The organism is Paenibacillus sp. 2TAF8, assembly GCF_052114825.1.
GTDB lineage: Bacteria > Bacillota > Bacilli > Paenibacillales > Paenibacillaceae > Paenibacillus.
This window is the reverse complement of sequence record NZ_JBFRFN010000014.1, coordinates 134366-156960: the sequence shown is the minus strand read 5'-3', so window position 1 is coordinate 156960 and position 22595 is coordinate 134366. Positions and strand designations below refer to the sequence as shown.

The 22595-nt window shown below is 45.8% G+C and carries 21 protein-coding genes; 1 reads left to right on the top strand and 20 read right to left on the bottom strand.

Annotated features, from left to right (window positions below):
• Window positions 1–361: 361 nt before the first annotated feature.
• A complete protein-coding gene (gene miaB / locus AB4Z30_RS20510; protein WP_441929322.1) occupies window positions 362–1918 on the bottom strand; it encodes a tRNA (N6-isopentenyl adenosine(37)-C2)-methylthiotransferase MiaB in 1557 nt (518 codons plus the stop codon).
• Between the two features lie 110 nt (window positions 1919–2028).
• On the opposite strand from miaB, the gene AB4Z30_RS20505 reads away from it, so the two are divergent.
• Entirely contained in the window at window positions 2029–2226 is a 198-nt protein-coding gene (locus tag AB4Z30_RS20505; RefSeq protein WP_441929321.1) for a hypothetical protein, read from the top strand.
• A gap of 5 nt (window positions 2227–2231) precedes the next feature.
• Here AB4Z30_RS20505 and pduL read toward each other — a convergent pair whose 3' ends face one another.
• From pduL to AB4Z30_RS20410, 19 genes are all read right to left on the bottom strand, one after another.
• Window positions 2232–2804 carry a phosphate propanoyltransferase gene (pduL, locus tag AB4Z30_RS20500; protein WP_441929320.1) on the bottom strand — a complete coding sequence of 191 codons (573 nt, stop codon included), beginning with the start codon at window positions 2802–2804 and terminating at the stop codon, window positions 2232–2234.
• Window positions 2805–3000: 196 nt separating this feature from the next.
• Complete coding sequence (locus AB4Z30_RS20495; RefSeq protein ID WP_441929319.1) at window positions 3001–4002, bottom strand: dipeptidase; 1002 nt, start codon at window positions 4000–4002, stop codon at window positions 3001–3003.
• Window positions 4003–4121: 119 nt separating this feature from the next.
• Window positions 4122–4382, bottom strand: a complete 261-nt coding sequence (locus tag AB4Z30_RS20490; RefSeq protein ID WP_007430104.1) for a stage V sporulation protein S — start codon at window positions 4380–4382, stop codon at window positions 4122–4124.
• 116 nt (window positions 4383–4498) lie between these two features.
• Complete coding sequence (locus tag AB4Z30_RS20485; RefSeq protein ID WP_441929318.1) at window positions 4499–5293, bottom strand: TIGR00282 family metallophosphoesterase; 795 nt, start codon at window positions 5291–5293, stop codon at window positions 4499–4501.
• A gap of 80 nt (window positions 5294–5373) precedes the next feature.
• Entirely contained in the window at window positions 5374–6915 is a 1542-nt protein-coding gene (gene rny / locus AB4Z30_RS20480; RefSeq protein ID WP_184180346.1) for a ribonuclease Y, read from the bottom strand.
• A 312-nt stretch (window positions 6916–7227) separates the two neighbouring features.
• The gene (locus AB4Z30_RS20475; RefSeq protein ID WP_441929317.1) at window positions 7228–7992 is read right to left on the bottom strand and encodes a regulatory protein RecX; all 765 of its coding nucleotides are present in this window, start codon (window positions 7990–7992) and stop codon (window positions 7228–7230) included.
• Window positions 7993–8242: 250 nt separating this feature from the next.
• On the bottom strand, window positions 8243–9307 hold the full coding sequence (recA, locus tag AB4Z30_RS20470; protein ID WP_441929316.1) for a recombinase RecA: 1065 nt from the start codon (window positions 9305–9307) through the stop codon (window positions 8243–8245).
• Between the two features lie 240 nt (window positions 9308–9547).
• Complete coding sequence (locus tag AB4Z30_RS20465; protein WP_441929315.1) at window positions 9548–10804, bottom strand: competence/damage-inducible protein A; 1257 nt, start codon at window positions 10802–10804, stop codon at window positions 9548–9550.
• 109 nt (window positions 10805–10913) lie between these two features.
• Complete coding sequence (gene pgsA / locus AB4Z30_RS20460; RefSeq protein ID WP_441929314.1) at window positions 10914–11501, bottom strand: CDP-diacylglycerol--glycerol-3-phosphate 3-phosphatidyltransferase; 588 nt, start codon at window positions 11499–11501, stop codon at window positions 10914–10916.
• A 318-nt stretch (window positions 11502–11819) separates the two neighbouring features.
• Entirely contained in the window at window positions 11820–12311 is a 492-nt protein-coding gene (locus AB4Z30_RS20455) for a YajQ family cyclic di-GMP-binding protein (protein ID WP_090923812.1), read from the bottom strand.
• Between the two features lie 150 nt (window positions 12312–12461).
• Window positions 12462–12626, bottom strand: a complete 165-nt coding sequence (locus AB4Z30_RS20450) for a hypothetical protein (RefSeq protein ID WP_434751633.1) — start codon at window positions 12624–12626, stop codon at window positions 12462–12464.
• 73 nt (window positions 12627–12699) lie between these two features.
• A complete protein-coding gene (locus AB4Z30_RS20445; RefSeq protein ID WP_441929313.1) occupies window positions 12700–13773 on the bottom strand; it encodes a RodZ domain-containing protein in 1074 nt (357 codons plus the stop codon).
• A 66-nt stretch (window positions 13774–13839) separates the two neighbouring features.
• A complete protein-coding gene (locus AB4Z30_RS20440; RefSeq protein WP_123064538.1) occupies window positions 13840–14607 on the bottom strand; it encodes a DUF3388 domain-containing protein in 768 nt (255 codons plus the stop codon).
• 197 nt (window positions 14608–14804) lie between these two features.
• The gene (locus AB4Z30_RS20435; RefSeq protein WP_441929312.1) at window positions 14805–15068 is read right to left on the bottom strand and encodes a DUF3243 domain-containing protein; all 264 of its coding nucleotides are present in this window, start codon (window positions 15066–15068) and stop codon (window positions 14805–14807) included.
• A 178-nt stretch (window positions 15069–15246) separates the two neighbouring features.
• Window positions 15247–16011, bottom strand: coding sequence for an elongation factor P 5-aminopentanone reductase (gene ymfI, locus AB4Z30_RS20430; RefSeq protein ID WP_441929329.1), 765 nt, complete (start codon window positions 16009–16011; stop codon window positions 15247–15249).
• Between the two features lie 53 nt (window positions 16012–16064).
• The gene (gene yfmH, locus AB4Z30_RS20425; protein ID WP_441929311.1) at window positions 16065–17345 is read right to left on the bottom strand and encodes an EF-P 5-aminopentanol modification-associated protein YfmH; all 1281 of its coding nucleotides are present in this window, start codon (window positions 17343–17345) and stop codon (window positions 16065–16067) included.
• 2 nt (window positions 17346–17347) lie between these two features.
• Window positions 17348–18631 (bottom strand): EF-P 5-aminopentanol modification-associated protein YfmF, encoded by a 1284-nt coding sequence (gene yfmF, locus AB4Z30_RS20420; RefSeq protein ID WP_441929310.1) that lies wholly within the window; start codon window positions 18629–18631, stop codon window positions 17348–17350.
• Window positions 18632–18759: 128 nt separating this feature from the next.
• Window positions 18760–19593, bottom strand: coding sequence for a spore cortex-lytic enzyme (gene sleB / locus AB4Z30_RS20415; protein ID WP_441929309.1), 834 nt, complete (start codon window positions 19591–19593; stop codon window positions 18760–18762).
• 178 nt (window positions 19594–19771) lie between these two features.
• Complete coding sequence (locus AB4Z30_RS20410; protein WP_441929308.1) at window positions 19772–22546, bottom strand: DNA translocase FtsK; 2775 nt, start codon at window positions 22544–22546, stop codon at window positions 19772–19774.
• Window positions 22547–22595 lie beyond the last annotated feature (49 nt).

Sequence of the window (22595 nt, the reverse complement as noted above, 5' to 3'; positions counted from 1 at the left end):
GCGAGCGCTTCGCTTCTTCAGAATCGATTCCGTCCCCTTCGCTACGTGAGCAGATATCCAAACCTGATAATGAACCTGAAACCTCATCTTGTTAGGTGAGTTGTTGTAATAGTAAGGCTTGAGTGGACGCTCCGGGTTCGGATCGTTCTTTTGATCGCTGTTACTCCGGATTTTTTCGATCCCTTCTCAAAGGGGAAAATCCAGCGATAAAGGCGAGCACTTCGTTTCTTCAGAATCGATTCCGCCCCCCTCCGCTACTTCTCGCCGTACCCCTGACCTAAGTACAAAAGAATATTCATCTTAATTAGGGATGTTGGTATTAAAGCCGAAAATCTCATCTTGTTAGGTGTGTAAATAAATATTACTGATTCGCGGCTACGGGTTCGGTAAGCAAGTTGCCGCGAATATAAAACGTCATCGGATCGGTAATTTCCACTTGTACAAACGTACCGATCAGTTCCTTGGACCCTTCAAAATGCACCAACTTGTTACTTCGAGTACGTCCAGCCAGAACGTTCGAGTTGCGTTTACTCTCTCCTTCGACGAGCACTTCAACAATCTTGCCACGTTGCTGCTCGTTACTGCGCTGGCTGTACTCGTTCACCGTTTCGTTCAGGCGTTTCAGACGTTCTTTTTTCACTTCCATCGGTACATTATCTTCCATCACCGCTGCAGGTGTGCCTTCACGCGGAGAGTAGATGTACGTATAGGCAAAATCATAACCCACTTCGCGCACCAGTGAAAGTGTATCTTCAAACTGCTCATCTGTTTCACCAGGGAATCCCACAATGAAATCCGTTGTCAGGACAACCTCCGGAATAGCAGCTTTAATCTTCGCCGCCAGCTTTAGATAGTGTTCCCGTGTGTACTTACGGCTCATACGTTTGAGCACTTCCGTACTGCCTGATTGCACTGGCAGATGGATGTGTTCCACCAAATTACCGCCTTTGGCGAGCACCTCGATCAAATGATCATCGAAGTCGCGCGGATGGCTTGTTGTAAAGCGTACGCGCGGTATATCTATTTTGCGAATATCGTCCATCAAATTACCAAAGGTGTACTTCAGATCCGTAAAATCTTTGCCGTATGCATTCACATTCTGACCCAGCAGCGTAATTTCCTTGAATCCCTGCCTAGCCAGTTCTCTTACTTCTGCAATAACGTCCTCTGGACGACGGCTACGTTCTTTACCCCGGGTAAACGGTACGATGCAATATGTACAGAACTTATCGCAGCCATACATAATGTTTACCCAGCCGCGCATACCTTCACGTTTCTTCGGCAGGTTCTCAATGATGTCACCTTCCTTGGACCATACTTCAACAACCATCTCTTTACTAAAGAGCGCTTCCTGAATCAGGTGTGGGAGGCGGTGTACATTGTGGGTACCAAAGATCATATCAACAAAACCATGCTTCTGCATGATTCGATTAACGACACCCTCTTCCTGAGACATACATCCACATACACCAAGCAATAAGCCTGGGTTTTCCAGCTTCAGTGTTTTCAGATGGCCCAGTTCGCCAAATACCTTGTCTTCCGCATTTTCACGAATCGCACAAGTGTTGAGTAAAATGAGATCCGCAGCTTTACGATCTTCTGTAGCTTCATAACCCATCGTTTCCAGCAGACCTTTGATCGTTTCGGAGTCATGTTCATTCATCTGACATCCATAGGTATATACGATATAATGCTTGCCTTTTCCGATCGTTTTCAGTTCATCGGGAACAGCAGTTTCATACAGAACCTGAATATCCTCTTTGCCCCTTTGTTTCTCCTGACGATGGTTCGGTTCCGCTTTGATATTAATCTCGCGTCCGCGAATTCTAATCTTTTTGCTGAATTCATCTTGCGAAATTACTTTGGCATCGGAGAAATCAAAATATTGGGAGTAATCCTTTTTTGAGTCTTTAGCCATTTCCTTCGGTCACTCCTTACAGCCTCTATTCATAAAAAACATTCATTTCATCTTGAAATACGCACGTTTGGTTCTTCATGCTTCAAAAGAGCATTACAGCAAATTATAACATGAATTGGGCTGTAGTTCCACAAGCAAACACGCCCCTTTCGAATGGCTTCCGCCGTTATAACCCTTCCTTCTCACAAAAAAACCTGAGCACGCTGACACACAGTCCAAATGGACTGGCTCTGCCAGTGTACTCAGGTGTTCTGTCCTTATATACAACCTTCATTAAACAGCTACTGCTGCGCTTGAAGACCGCATAAGGTTATTAATCGATGATTTCAGCAGTTTCGCCATTACGAGCACCTGCTGCGTTTGCTTCATCTGTATCGATGTGCATATCCAGTGCGAAAGAATCGGATACACGAGCCAGTACATTTTCCAATACCAGACCACGCTCTCCACCCAGACGGACTTTCAGCATTTGTTTGTCTTCAATGCCCCAGTTTGCTGCATCGGACGTATGGAAGTGGATGTGACGAGCCGCAACGATCACACCTTTATCGATGGTAACTTCGCCAGCTGGTCCTTTAATCGTGATTCCCGGTGTTCCTTCGATGCTTCCGGATTCACGTACAGGTGCTTTTACACCGATCGCAAAAGAATCCGTCATGGAGATTTCCAATTGTGTTTCTGGACGAACAGGTCCGAGGATACGCACTTTATCAAACTGCCCTTTCGAACCAATCACCGCTACCGTTTCGTTTGCAGCATATTGTCCGGGCTGGGACAGAGGTTTAAATTCAGTCAGTTCATATCCTTTGCCGAACAAAATATCAACGTGCTCTTGGGATACATGAATGTGACGGGCGGATACGCCCACAGGTACTGTTTTACTCATCGTAAATTCACTCCTTGTTTATCTATGGCCTGTAGTCAGGCTCTTAACAATCCAAGTGGTATTATACTCCTTTTTACTGTGAAATGAAAACAAACTGATGAAAATTCATGAAATACACTTATTTTCGCTGAATGTTATTCATTTCACAGCGCATTTCTTGAAAAAAGTGAGATTTATTACATCTTTCTTCCTGGCCTTATTCTTTGAATTCACTCGTTTGCTTCAGTTTACCCTCTGGCAAGTGTTCCCTGAGATAACGCATTGCATTCCCCCATAACCAGCCTTGCACCAAAGCTTCGTCGTAGTGCTTCAGCAAAATCTCCGTCAGCTTTGGATAACATCCCGCATGTTCCAGACCCTGAACCTTGGTTGATATCCCGTCAAAATCTGACCCCATCATCAAATGATGAGCTCCGCCAAGCGAACAGATCTGTTCAATGTGTGGCAGCAAATCCTCTATTTGCACTTCATCCTCTTCTTGAACAAACCAAGGTACAAACGTCAAGCCAATACGTCCATCTCTCGCAACTATGGCCTGAATCTGGTCATCCTTCAAGTTACGTACATGCGGACATACGCTATAGCTGTTTGAATGCGAGGCTATGAAGGGACGTTCACTCAGATCGGCTAGTTCCCAGAAGCCTTTTTCCGATAAATGAGATACATCTAGCAGCATCCCGATCCGATTGCAGAGACGTATCAGTTCCTTACCTTTCTCTGTCAGACCCGCCCCTCGCTTTTCCATAATACCGTCCGCAGCCCAATTCGCATGATTCCATGTAAGACCGACGATGCGTACTCCCATCTGAAAACACAATTCCAGATAAAACAGGTTGCCCTCCAACCCGTCCACGCCCTCCAGCGTGATGAGCCCCCATGGAGAGGTTTTCGTCTCCTTTTGCAACTGTACTGTCTGTTCACGCCAGAGCAGTGTCTTGACCCCGCTGGAGCGCTGTGCGCTCTGTTCTACCTTTTTACGGTACAGTTCCAGTTGTCCCATCACATGTTCAAACTTACCTCGGCCGAGCACTTCTGGCAAATAAATCGCAAACGCCTGCAGATGAACACCACCTTGTTGCATACGCTGTAGATTGACATCCAGTTCAGGAACATTCTCAAAAGAAAGTTCCGGTTTCATCAAAAGTTTACTCAGTGCATCACAATGAAAATCAGCTACAGACCAGTCTCTTATCGACATCTCTGACCCTCCTGTTACAGTTAAATGACCCATCTATTCTTCGAAACCGTTCAAAAATAACGCAAAAAAACCTGTCTACTTCATTCGTAAACAGGCTCATGCATAACTTAAATCATGTATTATCTGGGCTCCACAATCAGCTTAATGGCCGTTCGGTCCTCACCGTCAATCACTATGTCTGTAAAAGCTGGAATACAAATCAGGTCAACTCCGCTTGGTGCTACAAATCCCCGGGCAATCGCTACCGCTTTAATGGCTTGGTTCAGTGCTCCCGCTCCAATTGCCTGCAGTTCAGCATTTCCACGTTCACGAAGAACTCCTGCAAGAGCGCCGGCTACAGAGTTAGGGTTGGACTTTGCTGAAACTTTTAATACATCCATGGTAAGTACCTCCCTGGGAATGTTGAAAGTTTGTTTCCACTTACTAGATGTTATTCGCGGGAGGCAAAAAAATTCCTTCTTTTTAACAGGTTTCACGGCAAAATGGGACAATACCCCTATTCCATGCGCCACTCATCTTCCATTAGACGGATTTTCTCGATCCGTGTGGCTGCTCCTGTTGACTCGTCAATGTCCACGATCACACCATGAAAGTGCCATTTGCCATCATCTACAACAAAACGAACCGGAAGTTGGGTATAGAACTTACGTAACACCGCTTCACGCTCCATGCCAAGGATACCATCACGTGGACCGACCATGCCTGCATCGGTCAAGTATGCAGTACCCCCAGGCAAAATACGTTCATCGTTGCTCTGTACATGGGTATGTGTTCCTACAACGAATGATGCTCTTCCATCCAGATGCCAACCCATGGCAATCTTCTCGGACGTTGCTTCCGCATGCATATCCACTAGAATACATGTATAGTCCTTGCGCAACTCATCCACAATCTCATCCGCCACGCGGAAAGGGCAATCGATGGCTGGCAAAAACGTTCTGCCTTGCAGATTCACAATCGCAAGTTCCTTACCCTCGCCTTTAACAACGGTATAACCGCGTCCAGGCGTGCCTGGTGGAAAGTTCGCCGGTCTGATCATACGTGGCTCATCATCTATAAAATCAAAAATATCCTTATTGTCCCAAGTATGGTTGCCCAGCGTAATGCCATGGACACCCCAGTTAAAAAATTCATTTGCGATCGCACCAGTAATGCCGCGTCCTGCTGCTGCATTTTCACCATTTACAATGATCACATGTGGTTTATATTTCGATTTCAGGTATGGCAAATTTTCTTTGAGTGCTTTACGTCCCACGTTACCTACAATATCACCTATAAATAAAACTTTCATTGATTGCTGCCTCCTCAATTCCTACATCGCTTATCAACAGGAAAAGTGGCCCACTGAAGCGGCCACTTTTCATAAAAACTCTATTTTGCGTATTCAACCGCTCTGGTTTCACGGATAACAGTGACTTTGATATGACCTGGATAATCAAGTTCATTCTCAATCATCTTCGTGATATCACGTGCGAGGCGGAAAGCTTCGGCATCATCAATCTTCTCAGGCTGCACCATGACACGAACTTCGCGTCCAGCTTGAATGGCGTATGATTTCTCTACACCTTCGAAAGATTCCGAAATTTCTTCCAACTTCTCCAGTCGCTTGATATACGTCTCCAGCGTTTCGCGGCGTGCACCTGGACGTGCTGCGGACAGCGCATCTGCTGCACCCACCAGCATCGCAATAACCGAAGTTGCTTCGCAGTCCCCGTGATGGGAAGCGATACTGTTAATAACTACTGGATGTTCCTTGTATTTCTTCGCCAGTTCCACGCCAATTTCGACGTGTGATCCTTCCACTTCGTGATCCAGCGCTTTACCGATGTCATGCAATAAACCTGCACGTCTTGCCAAAGTTACGTCTTCTCCAAGTTCTCCAGCCATCAGTCCTGCCAAATATGCGACTTCCATCGAATGTTTCAGAACGTTCTGACCGTAGCTTGTACGGAACTTCAGGCGGCCCAGAATCTTGATGAGATCCGGGTGCAAACCATGCACGCCCACTTCAAAGGTAGCTTGCTCACCGTATTCACGGATGCGCTCATCCACTTCTTTACGTGATTTCTCCACCATTTCTTCAATACGAGCCGGGTGAATCCGTCCGTCTGCCACCAGTTTCTCCAGTGCAGTGCGGGCAATTTCACGACGAATCGGGTCAAAGCCCGACAGAATAACAGCTTCTGGCGTATCATCGATAATGAGGTCAATCCCGGTAAGGGTTTCAAGCGCACGGATGTTACGTCCTTCACGACCGATAATCCGGCCTTTCATTTCTTCATTAGGCAGTGTTACAACGGAGACCGTTGTCTCTGCTACATGGTCAGCCGCACAGCGCTGGATGGCGAGTGTAATGATCTCGCGGGACTTTTTGTCCGCCTCTTCCTTCGCTTGCTGTTCAATGTCCTTAATCATTTGAGCCGTCTCATGACGGACTTCCTGTTCTACGTTGGACAGTATGATACTGCGTGCGTCTTCCATTGTGAGATTGGAGATTCGTTCAAGCTCCGTCACCTGGTTTTTGTAAATCATTTCAATCTGCTGCTGTGTTTCATCGATACGTTTCTCTTTGTTAGCCACTTGCTCTTCTTTACGTTCGAGTGATTCCAATTTTTTATCCAGCGACTCTTCTTTTTGCAACAATCGTCTCTCTTGTCGTTGAATTTCATTCCGACGTTCACGAGTGTCCTTTTCAGCTTCGGCGCGAATGCGATGAATCTCATCCTTCGCTTCCAGCACCGTTTCTTTCTTCAGTGCCTCTGCCTCTTTCTTCGCGTTCTCCACGATTTGTACGGCAGCTTGTTCCGCACTAGAGATTTTAGCCTCTGCAAGAGATTTGCGAATAAAATATCCGACTCCGAACCCAATAACGAGCGCGGCCACAACGAGAGCAATCGTGATAGCGATGTCCATACTGTTCACCTCCTCGTTGGTTCCTCCAAGGCACTCCTTGGGTCAACTTTTCTGTTTTCATACCTTACATATGTTTGGGAATAACGAATACTCACGGCGATCCCCCGCCGATTTTCATTTCACATGTACATGAATACATGTACTATTCACCGTCTCCAGTGAACCCATAATTAAGAATGGTATAAATCTGTAGAAACCGAAACCGCTTTTTTGGAAGGAAAAAGGGTTGTCCTTTTCTTAACAGACTCATGTCCATTTTAGTATTTGACGAAAGAAATTGTCAAGAGAATGCAGTATTGTTAGTCTTCGCGTCTAGTCCCATAACAATGCTTCATCATCTTCGGCATCTTCTGCCCCATCCTCTTCTATTAAACGATTCACAACCCGGCGCACCAAATCCATGCTAAAACCGCGTCGCATCAAGAAAGGGAACGTTTTACGTTTCTTCTCCTGCACGTCTCCTCGAACTTGTTTCCACTTCTTACGGCCAGCTGTTAATGCAGTGTCGAATTCAGCATCTGCACTAACATCATCCAGCACCTCCGCAATAAGTTCATTGGTAATGCCTTTTTGACGCAATTCTTGTCTAATCCACAGTTTTCCCTTCCGCTGCCCCTCCATACGCTGTCTTGTCCATTCTTTGGCAAACAGATCATCGTCAACAAGCTTTTCTTGCTCAAGTCGATCGAGGACTTCTTCAATAATCGGTGCCGCGAACTCCTTTTGCTTTAGCTTTTGCCGCAATTCATGCCGTGTCCGCTGCTTAAACTCCAAAAAACGCAATGACTGCACGTACGTCCTCTGCCGTTCATCCGCCACGATGATTTCTTCTAGATCTTTCTTCATAAAGGTGTTACCACGCGTCATTCTGTACTTGATCATCACATCTTCCAGAACCGTAAGCGAATAGTTGCCAAAAGAAATCCGATAGCGCGCCTCACGACTTTTAGTTCGCTCCACCAAGGTTATGATAAGTTCTTCATCGTCTGGAAATTGAGAGATGCCGTTTAATTCTGCTTCTTCGTGCAAATCTTCATCATGTGTATCATAACCATGCTGATTTTGGTGATGCTTCACTACGATATTCACGCTCCCAATGGATTGTATTTTTGGCTAAAAAGTGTACTTCCCCTTTGTCCACTCTTAATATGATCCAAGTATAGCTTAGGTCATATATGGCATAGATGCTAACAGCCTCTGTCCGGAATGGACAGAGGCTGTTAGCATCGCGAGAAACCAATCCTATTTAGCTAGGTAAGCATTAGCACTCGTTCAATACAAGTTCAGGACATGTCAGAAGACCGGAACCTGATCCCGTAAAGAAAAATCACTCATTAATTTCGAATAATTCCTGTTCCTCAGCCGCTTCTTTATCTTGCTCTTCACTAGTTGGTGTCGGAACAGCAGTTGTTAGATTGCTGGCCTCACGTATTCTCTGCTCAATCGTATCCGCAATTTCTTTATGTTCTTTCATAAATTGCTTCGCGTTCTCACGACCTTGTCCTAAACGTTCGCCTTCGTAAGAATACCAAGCACCACTTTTGTTGACGATATCCAAATCTGTACCAATATCAATGATACTTCCCTCTCTGGAAATACCTTCACCATACATAATATCAACTTCCGCTTGTTTGAACGGAGGTGCCACTTTGTTTTTCACAACTTTAATACGGGTACGGTTACCCGTAATGTCATTGCCTGATTTGATGCTCTCAATACGACGAACATCCAGACGAACTGTTGAATAGAACTTCAACGCACGACCACCTGGTGTCGTTTCCGGGTTACCAAACATAACGCCAACTTTCTCACGAAGCTGGTTGATGAAGATAGCAATTGTTTTAGATTTGCTGATCGCACCAGACAATTTACGCAACGCTTGAGACATCAGACGCGCCTGCAAACCTACGTGGGAATCACCCATCTCCCCTTCAATCTCTGCTTTTGGTACCAATGCAGCTACAGAGTCAATAACAACGATGTCTACAGCACCACTGCGTACAAGAGCTTCTGCAATTTCCAAACCTTGCTCACCTGTATCCGGTTGAGACAAAAGCAATTCATCAATGTTTACGCCCAATTTGCTTGCATAGCTTGGGTCGAGTGCATGCTCGGCATCGATAAATGCTGCTTGTCCACCCACACGTTGAACTTCAGCAATGGCATGCAATGCCACAGTTGTTTTACCTGAAGACTCAGGTCCATATATTTCAACAATACGGCCTTTAGGCAAGCCGCCTGTTCCTAATGCAATATCCAAAGCCAAGGATCCGCTGGGAATGATTTCCACATTCATGTGAGTTGACTCACCCAATTTCATGATGGAACCTTTACCAAATTGCTTCTCTATTTGACGGAGCGCCATATCAAGCGCAGCACGACGGTCTGACAATAAACTCACACCCTTTACTGTTTATAATATAATGATACCTTGTTTTAACTCGTTTGCCAAGCTTTTTTTCGAACATACATTCGTTTTTTTGTTCAGGCCGAGGCGCCTCTTCCTCACAAAAATACACAAAAAATAGAAAAAGAACCGTAAACAAGGCTGTTTAAGGCCACATTTTACGGTTCTTCCGTCTCTACTCATTATACTTCCTCAATTATGCAAATGCAATCTGTTGCGCAACGATCAATCAATAGCGACCAATTTTTTCCACAGTCGATACAGAATCGCTTTTGCGGAGCGAATGCGGACCGTTTCACGGTTACCATTAATCCGGAGTTCATGAATTTCCGTATCCTTCCCACGCTCAGCCAATGCAATAAATACAAGGCCAGGCGGTTTACGTTCCGAATACCCTGGACCGGCTACTCCGGTTATAGCCAAACCGAAATCAGCATCGCCGATCATACGGACCTGCTCAGCAAGAACCTTTGCCACCTCTGGACTAACTGCGCCCGGAGCATCTTCGCCCTCCAGATAACTGTGCGGCACATTCAGCAGTTTTTCTTTGATCTCATTGGAGTAACATACAATGCCGCCTTTAAGCATGGATGCACTTCCCGGTATGGAAGTAAGGCTCTGCATTACAAGCCCTCCTGTGCAGCTTTCGGCTGCACTCAAAGTCAGCCCCATATCAGACATCATCGTAACAATCGTGTACTCTATAGGCACATCCTCGTTAGCGTACAGATGTTCAGACAAACGTTCACGGATCTGTACCTCCATCGCATCCAGCTTCAGTTTGGCTTCTCCTTCGCTTGGAGCCTTGGTAGAGACACGCACAGTCACTTCCCCTTCACTCGCGTAGGGAGCAATTGTAGGGTCTGTCTGCCCGTCAATGAGGTCAAGCAATCGATCTTCRAGTGCGGATTCACCAATACCTGCGAATTTCAGCATACGTGAATAAATCGGCATTTCTTCAGTAAGAGCATGCTGGAGCAACCAAGGCTTTACTTCCTGCTCAAACATTGGAATCAGTTCCTTAGGGGGACCTGGCATAACAATATAATATTTTTGGTTATCCGCAATCGCGTTGCCGGCAGCAAGGCCCGTTTCATTCGCCAGAGGAGTTCCATCCTCAATAACGATGGCTTGGCGACGGTTATTCTCCGTCATCTCCACATTACGATCCCGGAAAAAACCTTCAATTTTATCCATAGCCATGCGGTCGATATGCAGCTTCCGGTTAAGTACAGCAGCCAGCGCGTCTTTGGTCAGATCATCCTGTGTTGGACCGATTCCCCCAGAAAATAAAATAATGTCTGCGCGTCCCTGCGCGATGCGTATTGCTTCACTAAGCCGATTCAAGTTATCTCCAACTACCGTCTGAAAATATACGTCGATCCCCATTGCAGCAAGTTCCCGGGAAAGGTATCTGGCATTCGTATTTACGATTTGTCCAAGCAACAGTTCTGTTCCAACTGCGATAATCTCTGCCTTCATTCCAGTTTCCTCCTGTGCACATGTTGAGTAGTCAAAGGGCAATAGGATAAGTTCCTATTGCCCTTTGACCCGATGAGTCTTTCATCATTACCCATTCCAGCATAAATCATTACGCTTTTGATAAATGAAGCAAGTTTTTGTTTTTGATAAAGTAGTCAATTCCCGACCAGATCGTGATCAGAGCAGCCGCCCATACCGCGATCTCATCAACATGAATGCCTGTGTACGAGAACGGAAAATTGTTCAGCAGCATCAAAACAATCGCTACGATCTGTACTACCGTTTTCAGTTTGCCCCACGCACTCGCAGCAACAACCGAACCGTCCAGCAAAGCAATCTGGCGCAGACCAGTCACGGCAAATTCACGGCTAATAATAACGACTGCAATCCATGAATCCAGCTTGCCCATTTGAACCAGTGAAATCAGAACAGCGGTAACCAGCAGTTTGTCTGCCAGAGGGTCCAGCAGTTTGCCCAAATTGGTGACCATATTGTTTTTTCTTGCAAGATAGCCGTCTATTCCATCCGTGCTTGCAGCAACGATAAAAATAAAAGCAGCAATTAACTGATTATACGGAAGCATAAAGCTTCCAAGATGCAACGGCTCTGGATAAAACGGAAAATCCACCAGCAGGAACACCATCAAAAAAGGGATTAAGCAAATTCGTGCAAGCGTAATCCGGTTGGGTAAATTCACAAGACGCCCTCCCTTTGTATCCTTCATTACTTCAAACATTCATCTTAATCCCGTATTCATCATCTGAAGCAAAGAATGAACGTTTGAACCGTCGACTTTGTATTTACATGAAACCCTATGTAGAAACGCAAAAAATAAAGTCTACCGCTCAAACGCAAAACCGCTTTTAAACGCTCCGGTGACTTCCAGAAGTGTACTGCTTTTCACAAAGTCAGCAAACGATGAAGACTGGACTTGATGTATGACTGCCAGCAATGCACATTCAGTATAATATACGTACCAATACAGTGTCAAAAGGACATTGTTAGGCAAGAATTCTTATTTAAAGTTAGTATATTGCAGATCCAACGGCAAGTTAGCTCCATTAAGCAATTGCATAACGGCTTGCAGATCGTTTTTGCTTTTTCCAGTCACACGAAGTTGATCTCCCTGAATCTGACTCTTCACCTTCAGTTTGGAATCACGAATGAGAATATTAATTTTTTTGGCAACATCTTGGTCAATCCCCTGTTTGAAATTCAAACGCTGGCGAACCGTACCAGAAGAAGCTGGCTCTACTTTACCATAATCCATGTTTTTCAGCGGAAGCCCACGCTTTGCCATTTTGGATTGCAGTACCTCGATAACAGCTTTTAATTTGGTCTCATCATCAGACACAATCGTTAGAGCATCTTTATCCAATTTCAGGCTACTTTTGCTGCCCTTGAAATCATAACGAGCACCAATTTCCTTTTCCGTTTGTGTAACGGCATTGGTCAATTCCTGCAAGTCCATTTTGGACACAATATCAAATGAATTTTCTGAACTCAAACCGAGTCACCCTTTCAGTTAATCATATGTTCTGTAACATTATAGAGTAAACTTCACACAAAAGTCTAATTTTAGCTATGTCTACCCATAGAAAAAAGCATTTTTGGCGTACCTTCTGGTCACCAAAAATGCTTGCTGGTTCAGCTACCCCTAATACCGGCTACGGTCAGGCTGTCTGAACATATCGAGCACACCGAGAACGATATGCGCAAGTCCAAAGCCCAATATTCCGTAGCCCCAGGCATTTGGAGTCAGGTAATAACCCAGGAGGCTGACAATGATCCCTAAACCGGTTACGATCCAGCTGACTGTCACGGCCTTCCACCTCACTTCACCATAAGTTGACTGCAATTGAAGACGAGTTTATTGTCCCCTGCAGTCAACCAGGTTATTCGTTGCTGGTGCTTCCGCCGCCATCAGAGGAGTCACTATTCGTTGTCCCCGCTGCGCCTTCAGTTCCTGTGGAAGAAGCTGTGCTGTCTGTATCCAATTTAAGACGAATACGGTTGGTTGCTTTGCCATCCGTCACCACTTGACCGCCAACATCAATTGTCGTTGCTGCCGCATATCCGGACTTAATGTACATTCCTGTACTATCCAAAGTAAATGTAAACGTGTCACCGTCGGCTGTATTACCATACTGGAGCTTCTCCCCGCTGGAATTCTCGCCTTTATAAACCTCAAGCCAGCTGTTCCCTGTCGCCTTGATCGTCACGGTTACGGGCTGACCTGCGCTTCCGCTTACTTTAAAGTTTGTGATATTGCCCGATTTTCCATCCTCTGAAACTGTAACCGAACCAGGTGTGCTTGGCGGTGCTCCCTCTTGGTTCTCACCTGTTTGGCCATCCGTCTGTCCATCGGTTTGACCGTTATTTTGCTCACCGGTCTGACCGGTCGCTTCACTACCGCCACCGTTTCCGCCAGCCTCACCTTTACCGGTATCCTTAGACCCCGAATCCGTTGCAGGCGGTGTCGCCGCTTGCCCATTGTCGGACGACGGATCAGGTTTGTCATTAGCAGGTTTCTGACTGTCCGTGATTTTCGTATCATCCAGCCCTTGTGGGTTGGTATCATCACCCTTGTTGTTTGCCATATATACATACAAAAGAACGAAGATCAAAATAGGAAATGTCCACATTAGAGCAACAGACATCCAGCGATTACTCCGCTCCACCGGTCGGTTGGAGCGTTTCTGGATCACTGGCTCCATAGTCGCCTCCGTAGCCTCTGCAGGTACGTCCTTTTTATGTCCTTCCAGCAGCTCATCTGGATTCAGTCCCACTGTTTCCGCATAGGTTTTGATAAATGCACGCACATAGAAGCTGCCAGGCAGCACTTTGTAGTCCCCTGCTTCTATAGCCTCCAAATACCTCTTGCGAATCTTAGTCATTTCCTGTACATCGTCGAGACTCATCCCTTTTTGCAGCCGGGCCTCTCTTAACTGTTGACCCAGTTCAGACATGCCATCTCCTCCTTATGTTTATCTCTTCAGTTGTTGCTGATCTATTCCATGATGCCGTACGGAGCTTTACAGTTCGTCGGTGTAGCTTGCCGTAAACGTATCATAAATAATTTCTTCATTAGGATTATTGCGCAATTCAATAATAATATCAAAATTATTGTAATCATATTCGGATTCCTGTACAAAAATATCCGGGTGCTCAATAACCTTGGTGCTTGGCATCGACATAATGTCCTGCAGTAGGTTGTAATGTCTTTCACTGGAGCGAATCGTGCTGACAATTCCATCAATGATAAATACATTGTTGGGGTTCAATTCGTCTTCGGACATCTGGCTCCGGATCGTTTGACGAAGAAGTGTAGAGGATACAAAAGTCCAACGTTTCATGGCACATACACTACCCGCAATGATTGACTCTGTTTTGCCAACCCGTGGCATGCCACGCAAGCCGATAACCTGATTGCCTTCTCTTTTAAATACTTCACCCAAAAAATCAACAAGTAACCCAAGTTCGTCACGAGTAAAACGAAATGTTTTGCGATCATCCGAATCGCGGTCGATATATCTTCCGTGACGTACAGCAAGAATATCCACCAATTTCGGTTGACGAAGTGCCGATACGGTAATACTGTTGACTTTACCAAGCATCTCCCCAAGCAGACGGATTTTCTCGTCATCATCTGATTCGAGCAACATCCCCCGTGTTTTGCCTTCCACACCGTTGATGGTCAATATATTGACTTCAAGCATCCCCAGCATAGAGGCGATATCCCCCAAAAGACCAGGTCTGTTCTTATGTATTTTATATTCCATATACCATTGTTTAGTTTCCATATATACACCCCGTAATGCATTATTCCACATTAATCGACAACATCAGAACGCGTTCACTGAACGTAATTCCTGGTCATCTTCTAAAAATGGGTCACGTTAATGATATATAAAATGAAAATGAATTACAAGAACAGCTCTGTAATCCGTTTGTAATCATTAGAGAAAAGCCCCCTTACGGGAGCTCTTCATCTCTTGCCTTATGCGTTTTGTTTGGCCAATTTGACCATCAGGCACGCAATCGTACGACGCTCATCCGCATCGCCGACATCCCATAGTTCCTTCAATGCTCGGTTGGAATGGTTCGCAGGATCAACTTTCTCATCCAGAAAGTCACCGATTTCGTACGCTAGTTTGTTGATGGTCTCTTCACTCATTCCCATCCTCTCAGCTTGCAATACGCGATCGCCCAAGAACTTCTTCCATGTGTCAAAGTTGGAAACCACTGTTTTTTCTGTTGACATGATAAATCCTCCTTGGCTGACGCATGAGATTTAAAATCAACAGTTGTAATATGTGCTTCCGGGACATTTTATATACGAGCTTTCAAAATAAATCAAGACTGCATATCCAAGTGAGAACGCTTTTGCTTCCCCATTTCACTCATAAGCCACATCAGAACCGGTACATGTTCAAACAACATTAGGTCAGCCAGCCTCCATTGGGGCTAATAATCTGTCCATTGATGTAACCCGATTCGGGCAGCGCGAGAAAATAAACCAGTGACGAAATCTCGTCCGGCTGCGCCAAACGACCCGCAGGGATCTCTTCTTCCAGCATCTTCAGTTCACTCTGGTCCAAGTGGTCTAACATCGTCGTTTGAACCGCACCGGGAGCAACGGCATTCACCGTAACTCCGGAGGGGGCAAGCTCTTTCGCAAGTGCCTTCGTGAATGCATTCACACCGCCCTTGGTTGTAGAATATAACACCTCACAAGACGCACCGGATAGTCCCCATATGGACGAAACATTTATAATACGACCGTATCGCTGTGAGATCATGTGCGGCATCATCTCCTGAGTGCATAGAAAAGTACCTTTCAGATTAATCGCCATCACTTCATCCCAAATTTCCTCTGTCACATCAGCGAGCAGACCATAATGTGATATGCCCGCATTGTTTACAAGGATATCCGGAAGCAGATCATGAGAAGCTAGCTTCTCCCGCATACGCTGAATCTGTTCCCTGCTACGAAGATCTGCTGAAACCGTCATAATGCGTCCGCTTCCCTGCTCCATACAGCGTCTTGCCGCTTCATTGGCCGCTTCATGGGACTTCATGTAGTGCAACACCACATTCATGCCTACACGTGCAAACCGTTCTGCAATTGCAGCTCCTATGCCTCCACTTGCACCGGTAACCAGAACTGTCATTTCCCCTATAGCTTTCACGATCGTTCCCCCCATAACTTCACTCTTACTCATTTGAAAACTTCAAAACGTCCGTTCCCTCTCCCAGATCAAGGACTTACAACGAGTGATACAGCCAACTGATCCCAGCGAATATGCTCTTTCAACCGCTGATTCACATCTTGCAGTGTAATCGCTTCATACAGCGAAATCATATTGAAAAAGTCACCGCCACGGAATTGCTGACGTGTGAATTCATTCGCAATGTTTTCTGGTGAATTAAGCATTCTTAAATAACCACCGATTTTCTTTTTGCGCGCACGTTCAAAATTGGAGGCATCAAACCCTTTTTGCACAATGGCGTCCACTTCTTCACGTACCCGTATCAACAAAAGATCCGGGTCTTTGGTATCTCCACCAATCGCGGAGAAGGCATATTGAGGCGAACTGATATAATCATGTCCAAAGCTGTCCGAGATCAAATCTTCATCATACAACTTCTGAAACAGACGTGTGCTGGAACCAAACAATAGATCCATCATTAGCTGTGTAGTTGTGTCCCTGCGCAGAAGTTCTTCTCCTGTAAGTCCAACATCCGTTTCTTTAAATCCAAACAAACATTTCGGAAGCGAAACGGATAATTTCACCTCACGCCTTGCCTCTGCAACCTGCTCGGGCTCAGGCTCAAAAAAGCGCTGAATTTGCCCCTGCGGTTCAACATTCTTCTTCTCCTGATTGGAACGAACCATGCTGATGACCTGCTCCGGGTCAACGCCGCCTACAACAAACAATAGCATGTTGCTCGGATGATAAAATGTGTTATAACACGTGTACAGCGTTTCTTTTGTTATCGTATGAATGGATTGAACCGTGCCCGCAATGTCAATGTGCACTGGATGTTTTTGATACATCGCTTCAATCAAACCGAAATAGACCCGCCAATCCGGATTATCCGCATACATATTAATTTCTTGTTCAATGATACCTTTTTCTTTATTGACATTTTGATCTGTGAAATACGGATTTTGCACAAAATCAACTAATGTTTGTATATTTTCGATTATATTTTCGGTCGCTGAAAACAAATAAACGGTCTGATCAAAACTAGTGAATGCGTTCGCAGAAGCACCATGAGAAGCAAATGTTGCAAAAATATCACCCGTAGGCTCTTCAAACATTTTATGCTCCAGAAAGTGAGCAATACCGTCCGGCACCTTCACTTCAGCCTGTCCTTCCACCTTAAAGTGATTGTCCACTGATCCATACTTTGTCGCAAACGTAGCATATGTTTTCTGGAAACCTGGTTTGGGCAAAACATAAACGTGCAGTCCATTATCCATTACTTCGTAATATAACGTTTCCTGCAGATGTTCATAGCGAATGCTCTCCACGACTATTCCTCCTTCTCGTCCCGCAAGAAATAAATCGTATCCAGGCGGAACTGCTCTGCGGCTTCACGAACATCCTGCTTGCTGATCTGCTCGATCTGACCAAGCAACTCTTCAGGTGTTCTCTCCTTACCAGACAACTGACGGTTAAAATCATAGGCAATCATCTCAAAGGCAGAATCCTGCATTTCCTTCAACAGATTACGAATCATCGCTGTAGTCTGAGACATTTCCAGATCAGTGATATTGCCATTCTTCATTTCTTCAAGCTGCTGCTTGATAATGGTCACCGCTTTTTCATAATTGGGTATTTCAATCCCGGATTGAATGGTGGCAATACCTTTGTGCCCGTCATATCTGGAAGAAGCATAATAGGCGAGACTTTCCTTTTCACGAACGTTAACAAACAGCTTTGAATGCGGATATCCGCCAAGAATGCCGTTATACATCAGCGCTGCTGCGTATTTATCGTCTGCATACGTTATGGAAGTGCGAAGCCCCATATTCAGCTTGCCTTGACCAATGTTTAGCCGCTCGATGACTGTATTTGCCTCCTCATCCCCACGAACTGCTGCCTGAGCTAGATAGTCAGAGGAAACTGCGCGCTCCAGGTTAAAATGACGCTGAACCAATTGCTCCACTTCTTCTAGTGTCGTATCACCAACTACATACAAGTCCATGCTAGCTTCCTGTAGCCAGCTTTCATAAGCAGAAGTCAGCTCAGGAGATTCTATGGCTGGCAACGCTTTTCGGTCACCAAGGGGATGTAACCTGTATGGTTCAAGTTTGCACATTTCCTCAATACAACGCTCAGCGGCATAACGCATTTTATCATTAACGATGGACTCCAGCTTCTTCCGAACCGTCTCGCGTTCTGCCTGTACATACGACATTTTGAAGTATCCATTTTCTCGCGCAGGTTTGGTCAACACTTCTCCCAAGAAAGCAAACGAACGATCCAATAGCCGCTGCTCCCCACCACCAACAAAAGAATCATTAATGGTGTCCATACGGAATTGAACAATCTGATAATCACCGCGTTTATAGACGTCAAAACCAAATCCTGCTCCGTACAAATGCTCCAACTGTTCTCGAAATTGCGTTGTTTCCGGATATGACTCCGTTCCTCGTCTTAGAACAAACGGCGTTAATGCCACATGCGTAACCGTGTCCTCGCGAAGAGGAATCCCAGCATAAAGGGAAATCGCAAACGTTTTGAAACGTTTGGTTGGAAGCACATGGATACGTAGCTGTTTACGACTACCCCGTTCGAATTCTGCAGTATTCAAAGTTAAAACCCCTTTACGGCGTCATTTATATAACAAGTCATCATCAAGCTTAAACGTAACAACCATTTTAAACCATCCAAAAGCCAAGAAGCAACCGAAGTCATGCCTTCCGGTTGCTTCTCCGCCGATTACATGCAGAATATATGCTGTCCGATCGTTTTCACCTGTGGACGAGTCCATATCCATTTCGATGTGGCAGTCTTCGGGTTAAAATAATACAGACATCCACCGGAAGGATCCCAGCCGTTCAACGCCTGCTCAACCGCTTTTTTCGCCTGAGCGTTCGGCTCCAGATAGATTTGTCCATCTGCTACGGCTGTAAATGCTCCCGGCTGAAAGATAACGCCAGAAGGCGTTGATGGGAAACTGGGGGAGTTTACGCGATTCAAAATAACAGCAGCTACAGCTACCTGGCCTTCAAACGGTTCTCCGCGCGCTTCTCCATATACGGCATTCGCCATAATTTTGAGTTCATTCTCGGTAAGTCCGAGCGCATTGGCAGAACCCATATTATCCTTCTCATTATTTGCAGTATCTCCACCTCCGCCTGTGTCTCCGCCAGATGCTCCTCCTTTATGCAGCGGCGGTTCTGTAGGCGACCATTTGGTGCTGGCATTATACAGCTTTAGTTTCGTTTTTGCTCCAACCACGCCGTCGGCCTTCATACCGAACTCAGACTGAAACCATTTAACTGATTTCAGCGTGCTGCTACCGAAATTGCTATCGATTTTCCCGTTGTAGAAACCAAGATACTTCAAACGTCCCTGAAGCTCATATACATCCTGACCGTAACTGCCATACTTCACAGTATTGTTGCTGAAGGTCGGCATTGCTTTTTCCTCTGCCGGGATGTTGTTCTGGACGGCACTTTGAGGTGCTGTGTGCTCAGGAAGCAAATAACGGATTCCGAGCGCGGATATCAGCAAAATAGCAGTGAAAAGCCATAGGTTCATTTTTCGCATCGACTATGCTCTACCTTTCTCTTGTGGGATTTAACAGAATCGCTACCGTTATTATGACAAGTGGACTTGTTTCCTATGCACCAAACCATCCGATCTCTGGGGCAAATGGCAGAACCTCAAACATTGTTATACAGAAAAAAACCTTCAACCAAGATGGTTGAAGGTTTTCAGAGCTAGTCTATGAGCTTAATTTGCTTTGTTGGTACTGTTCCAGCGAAACAAGGACTTCACGCGGCTTGCTGCCTTCATACGGTCCAATCACTCCTCTGGCTTCCATTGAATCAATCAAACGTGCTGCACGGGTGTACCCTACCCGCATTCGCCGCTGCAAAAGTGACACTGAAGCCTGCTTGGCCTCCAGAATAATCTGCACAGCCTGTTCATAAAGCTCATCTTGCACTTCTTCTGGTGCCTGATTTGAATCATCTACTTCAGGAACAAGAGATTCATCATACTGTGCTTCGCCTTGTCCCCGAACGTAATTCACGATACTTTCAACCTCTTCATCACTCATAAACGCACCTTGAACCCGAATCGGCTTGGATGCACCCATCGGCATGAACAGCATGTCGCCACGGCCTAACAGTTTCTCCGCTCCGCCCATATCAAGAATGGTACGTGAATCGACTTGAGAAGATACTCCGAATGCAATCCGGGAAGGAATATTGGCTTTGATGACCCCCGTAATAACATCGACGGAAGGACGCTGTGTAGCAATAATAAGGTGTATGCCGGCTGCACGAGCCATCTGCGCAAGACGCGCAATGGCATCCTCTACATCTCCAGCAGCTACCATCATTAAGTCAGCGAGCTCGTCCACAATGACCACAATGTAAGGCAACACTGCCGCCGGGTTATCCTTCATCAAGTTGTTATACCCCTCAACGTTACGTGTGCCTGATTTGGAGAACAACTCATATCTTTTCTCCATCTCGACTACGATCTTTTTGAGTGCAAGCGACGCCCTCTTCGGATCGGTCACAACCGGTGCCATCAGATGCGGAATTCCGTTATATACATTCAATTCAACCATTTTGGGGTCAACCATTAGAAACTTGACCTCATCCGGCTTCGCTTTATACAGAATACTGGTGATTATGCCATTGATACATACGGATTTTCCTGATCCGGTAGCTCCAGCCACCAGCAAATGGGGCATACGAGCCAGGTTGCCAATGATCGTCTGACCCGATATATCCCTGCCAAACGCAATGGTTACTTTGGATTCAGCATCCTGGAACGTTGCAGTCTCCATCACTTCACGCATCGTGACAACGGATACCTCGCCATTGGGAACCTCAATACCAATCGCCGATTTCCCCGGAATAGGTGCTTCCATCCGAATATCCTTGGCAGCCAAGGCAAGAGCGATGTCATCCGTCAGACTGACAATCCGGCTCACCTTGACCCCGATATCTGGTTGAATTTCATACCTTGTCACCGCAGGGCCTCGGACAACCTCCAGTACTTTCGCACGCACACCGAAGCTTTCCAGCGTCGCCTCCAACTTGCGAGCCGTTTGCATATAATCCTTCTGATCCCCGCCTTTTCCGCTATTATTAGGTTTGGAAAGAAGACGGAATGATGGTAGCTTGTACGGCTTCGGCGGTGGAGGTGGTGGCGCAGCTGGCTGAACACTGTCTCCTTCTCTAGCTGACTGCGCATTTCCTGTATCCACTGATTCGCCAGACCCAGGTTCTCCGCTGGTTATCTCATGTTCAGGATCGGCTTGAAGCGTATCTGCTACACTAGCCGCATCAGACCAATCAGCTTCAACCAGTTCGTCTGTAAATTTGATACCAGCTCTCTCCGCCTGATTTGCAGTGCTTCCATTATCATCCAGATCATCAGGGAACGGATAGGCATCATCCAGATCATCGTCTTTATCTGGCCCCTCTGCTCTGACATGCTCAAAAAAGTCACGAATGATTGGAGCCGAGTCAAGCTTAGTCTGTGCTATTGGTGCCGCAGCAACGGCCGCCGCCCCAGTTCCGTTGGTCTTGGTCACAGATTCAGGCTCACCATATCTTCTGTCGGATATCGATTCTTCTCCAGCGCGATAAACAACCTGTTCGGAATCCAGTTCATCCATATCGTGTGATTCGTCAGATTGTTTCGACGACTGACGCTGCGCTCCCCATTTTCCAAACAACTGGAAGAATATTGGAGCCTTACGTTTAGGGAGCTGTCCTTCATCAGAATCGTTCAGATCATGCTCATCATCTTCCTCTTCATCATCAACCGGTACAGGTACTAATTTACGCGCATTGCCTTTCTTACCATTTGCAGAAGCAGAACGTTTCGCTGGTCTGGACTCGAGTTTTTTATACATGGAGCTGCCAGCGTCCCAGATCTTTGTTCTAAATATGCGTAACAAATCAACATAAGACAGACCTGTAATAAGCATGAAGCTAATCACAAACATAACAATCATGATAAGCCTTGCACCAAGACTACCGAACAGCCACAAGAATAAAGCAAACTGTCCTGCACCCAGATACCCGCCGCTAATATCCTTACTAAGCATAGAATCACGCTCCCCTGGTGCAGCGGGCGTCAATAATTCAGTTTGCATATCATTATGTACCTGAGTAAGAACCGCACCTGGTTCAAGTGCACCAACCGGAATCAGCTTCTGATGCATGGCGGATATTGTACTCATCAACGTTAACGCAAAAACCAGTAGAACCAATCCTGTCTTGCGAGTGGTCCAGCCGCTTGGCCACTTCCGGTGAATCATCACCATCAAACCGTAATAAATACCCACCAGTGGAATCGCAAAATAAAACTTACCAAGCATGAGTCCAAACATCTTGGAAAGCGAACGTCCCACGGTGGCTTCACCCGATAGTGCTATGACTGCCAGCGTTATAAGCACAATGCCGTAGATTTCATATTTTAAGACGCCGCTAAATCCAGCGCCCTTTTTTTTCCTCTTTTTTCTTCTGGCCAAAATCAGGTCACCCCCAGAAGAATATTATACCATACAAATATAATCCGTA

Bases quoted from the DNA above. Each gene is read 5' to 3' on its own strand.
- miaB (WP_441929322.1), bottom strand. From the start codon at position 1,918: ATGGCTAAAGACTCAAAAAAGGATTACTCCCAATATTTTGATTTCTCC.
- AB4Z30_RS20505 (WP_441929321.1), top strand. From the start codon at position 2,029: ATGAATTGGGCTGTAGTTCCACAAGCAAACACGCCCCTTTCGAATGGC.
- pduL (WP_441929320.1), bottom strand. From the start codon at position 2,804: ATGAGTAAAACAGTACCTGTGGGCGTATCCGCCCGTCACATTCATGTA.
- AB4Z30_RS20495 (WP_441929319.1), bottom strand. From the start codon at position 4,002: ATGTCGATAAGAGACTGGTCTGTAGCTGATTTTCATTGTGATGCACTG.
- AB4Z30_RS20490 (WP_007430104.1), bottom strand. From the start codon at position 4,382: ATGGATGTATTAAAAGTTTCAGCAAAGTCCAACCCTAACTCTGTAGCC.
- AB4Z30_RS20485 (WP_441929318.1), bottom strand. From the start codon at position 5,293: ATGAAAGTTTTATTTATAGGTGATATTGTAGGTAACGTGGGACGTAAA.
- rny (WP_184180346.1), bottom strand. From the start codon at position 6,915: ATGGACATCGCTATCACGATTGCTCTCGTTGTGGCCGCGCTCGTTATT.
- AB4Z30_RS20445 (WP_441929313.1), bottom strand. From the start codon at position 13,773: ATGTCTGAACTGGGTCAACAGTTAAGAGAGGCCCGGCTGCAAAAAGGG.
- AB4Z30_RS20440 (WP_123064538.1), bottom strand. From the start codon at position 14,607: ATGGAAACTAAACAATGGTATATGGAATATAAAATACATAAGAACAGA.
- AB4Z30_RS20435 (WP_441929312.1), bottom strand. From the start codon at position 15,068: ATGTCAACAGAAAAAACAGTGGTTTCCAACTTTGACACATGGAAGAAG.
- ymfI (WP_441929329.1), bottom strand. From the start codon at position 16,011: ATGGGGGGAACGATCGTGAAAGCTATAGGGGAAATGACAGTTCTGGTT.
- sleB (WP_441929309.1), bottom strand. From the start codon at position 19,593: ATGCGAAAAATGAACCTATGGCTTTTCACTGCTATTTTGCTGATATCC.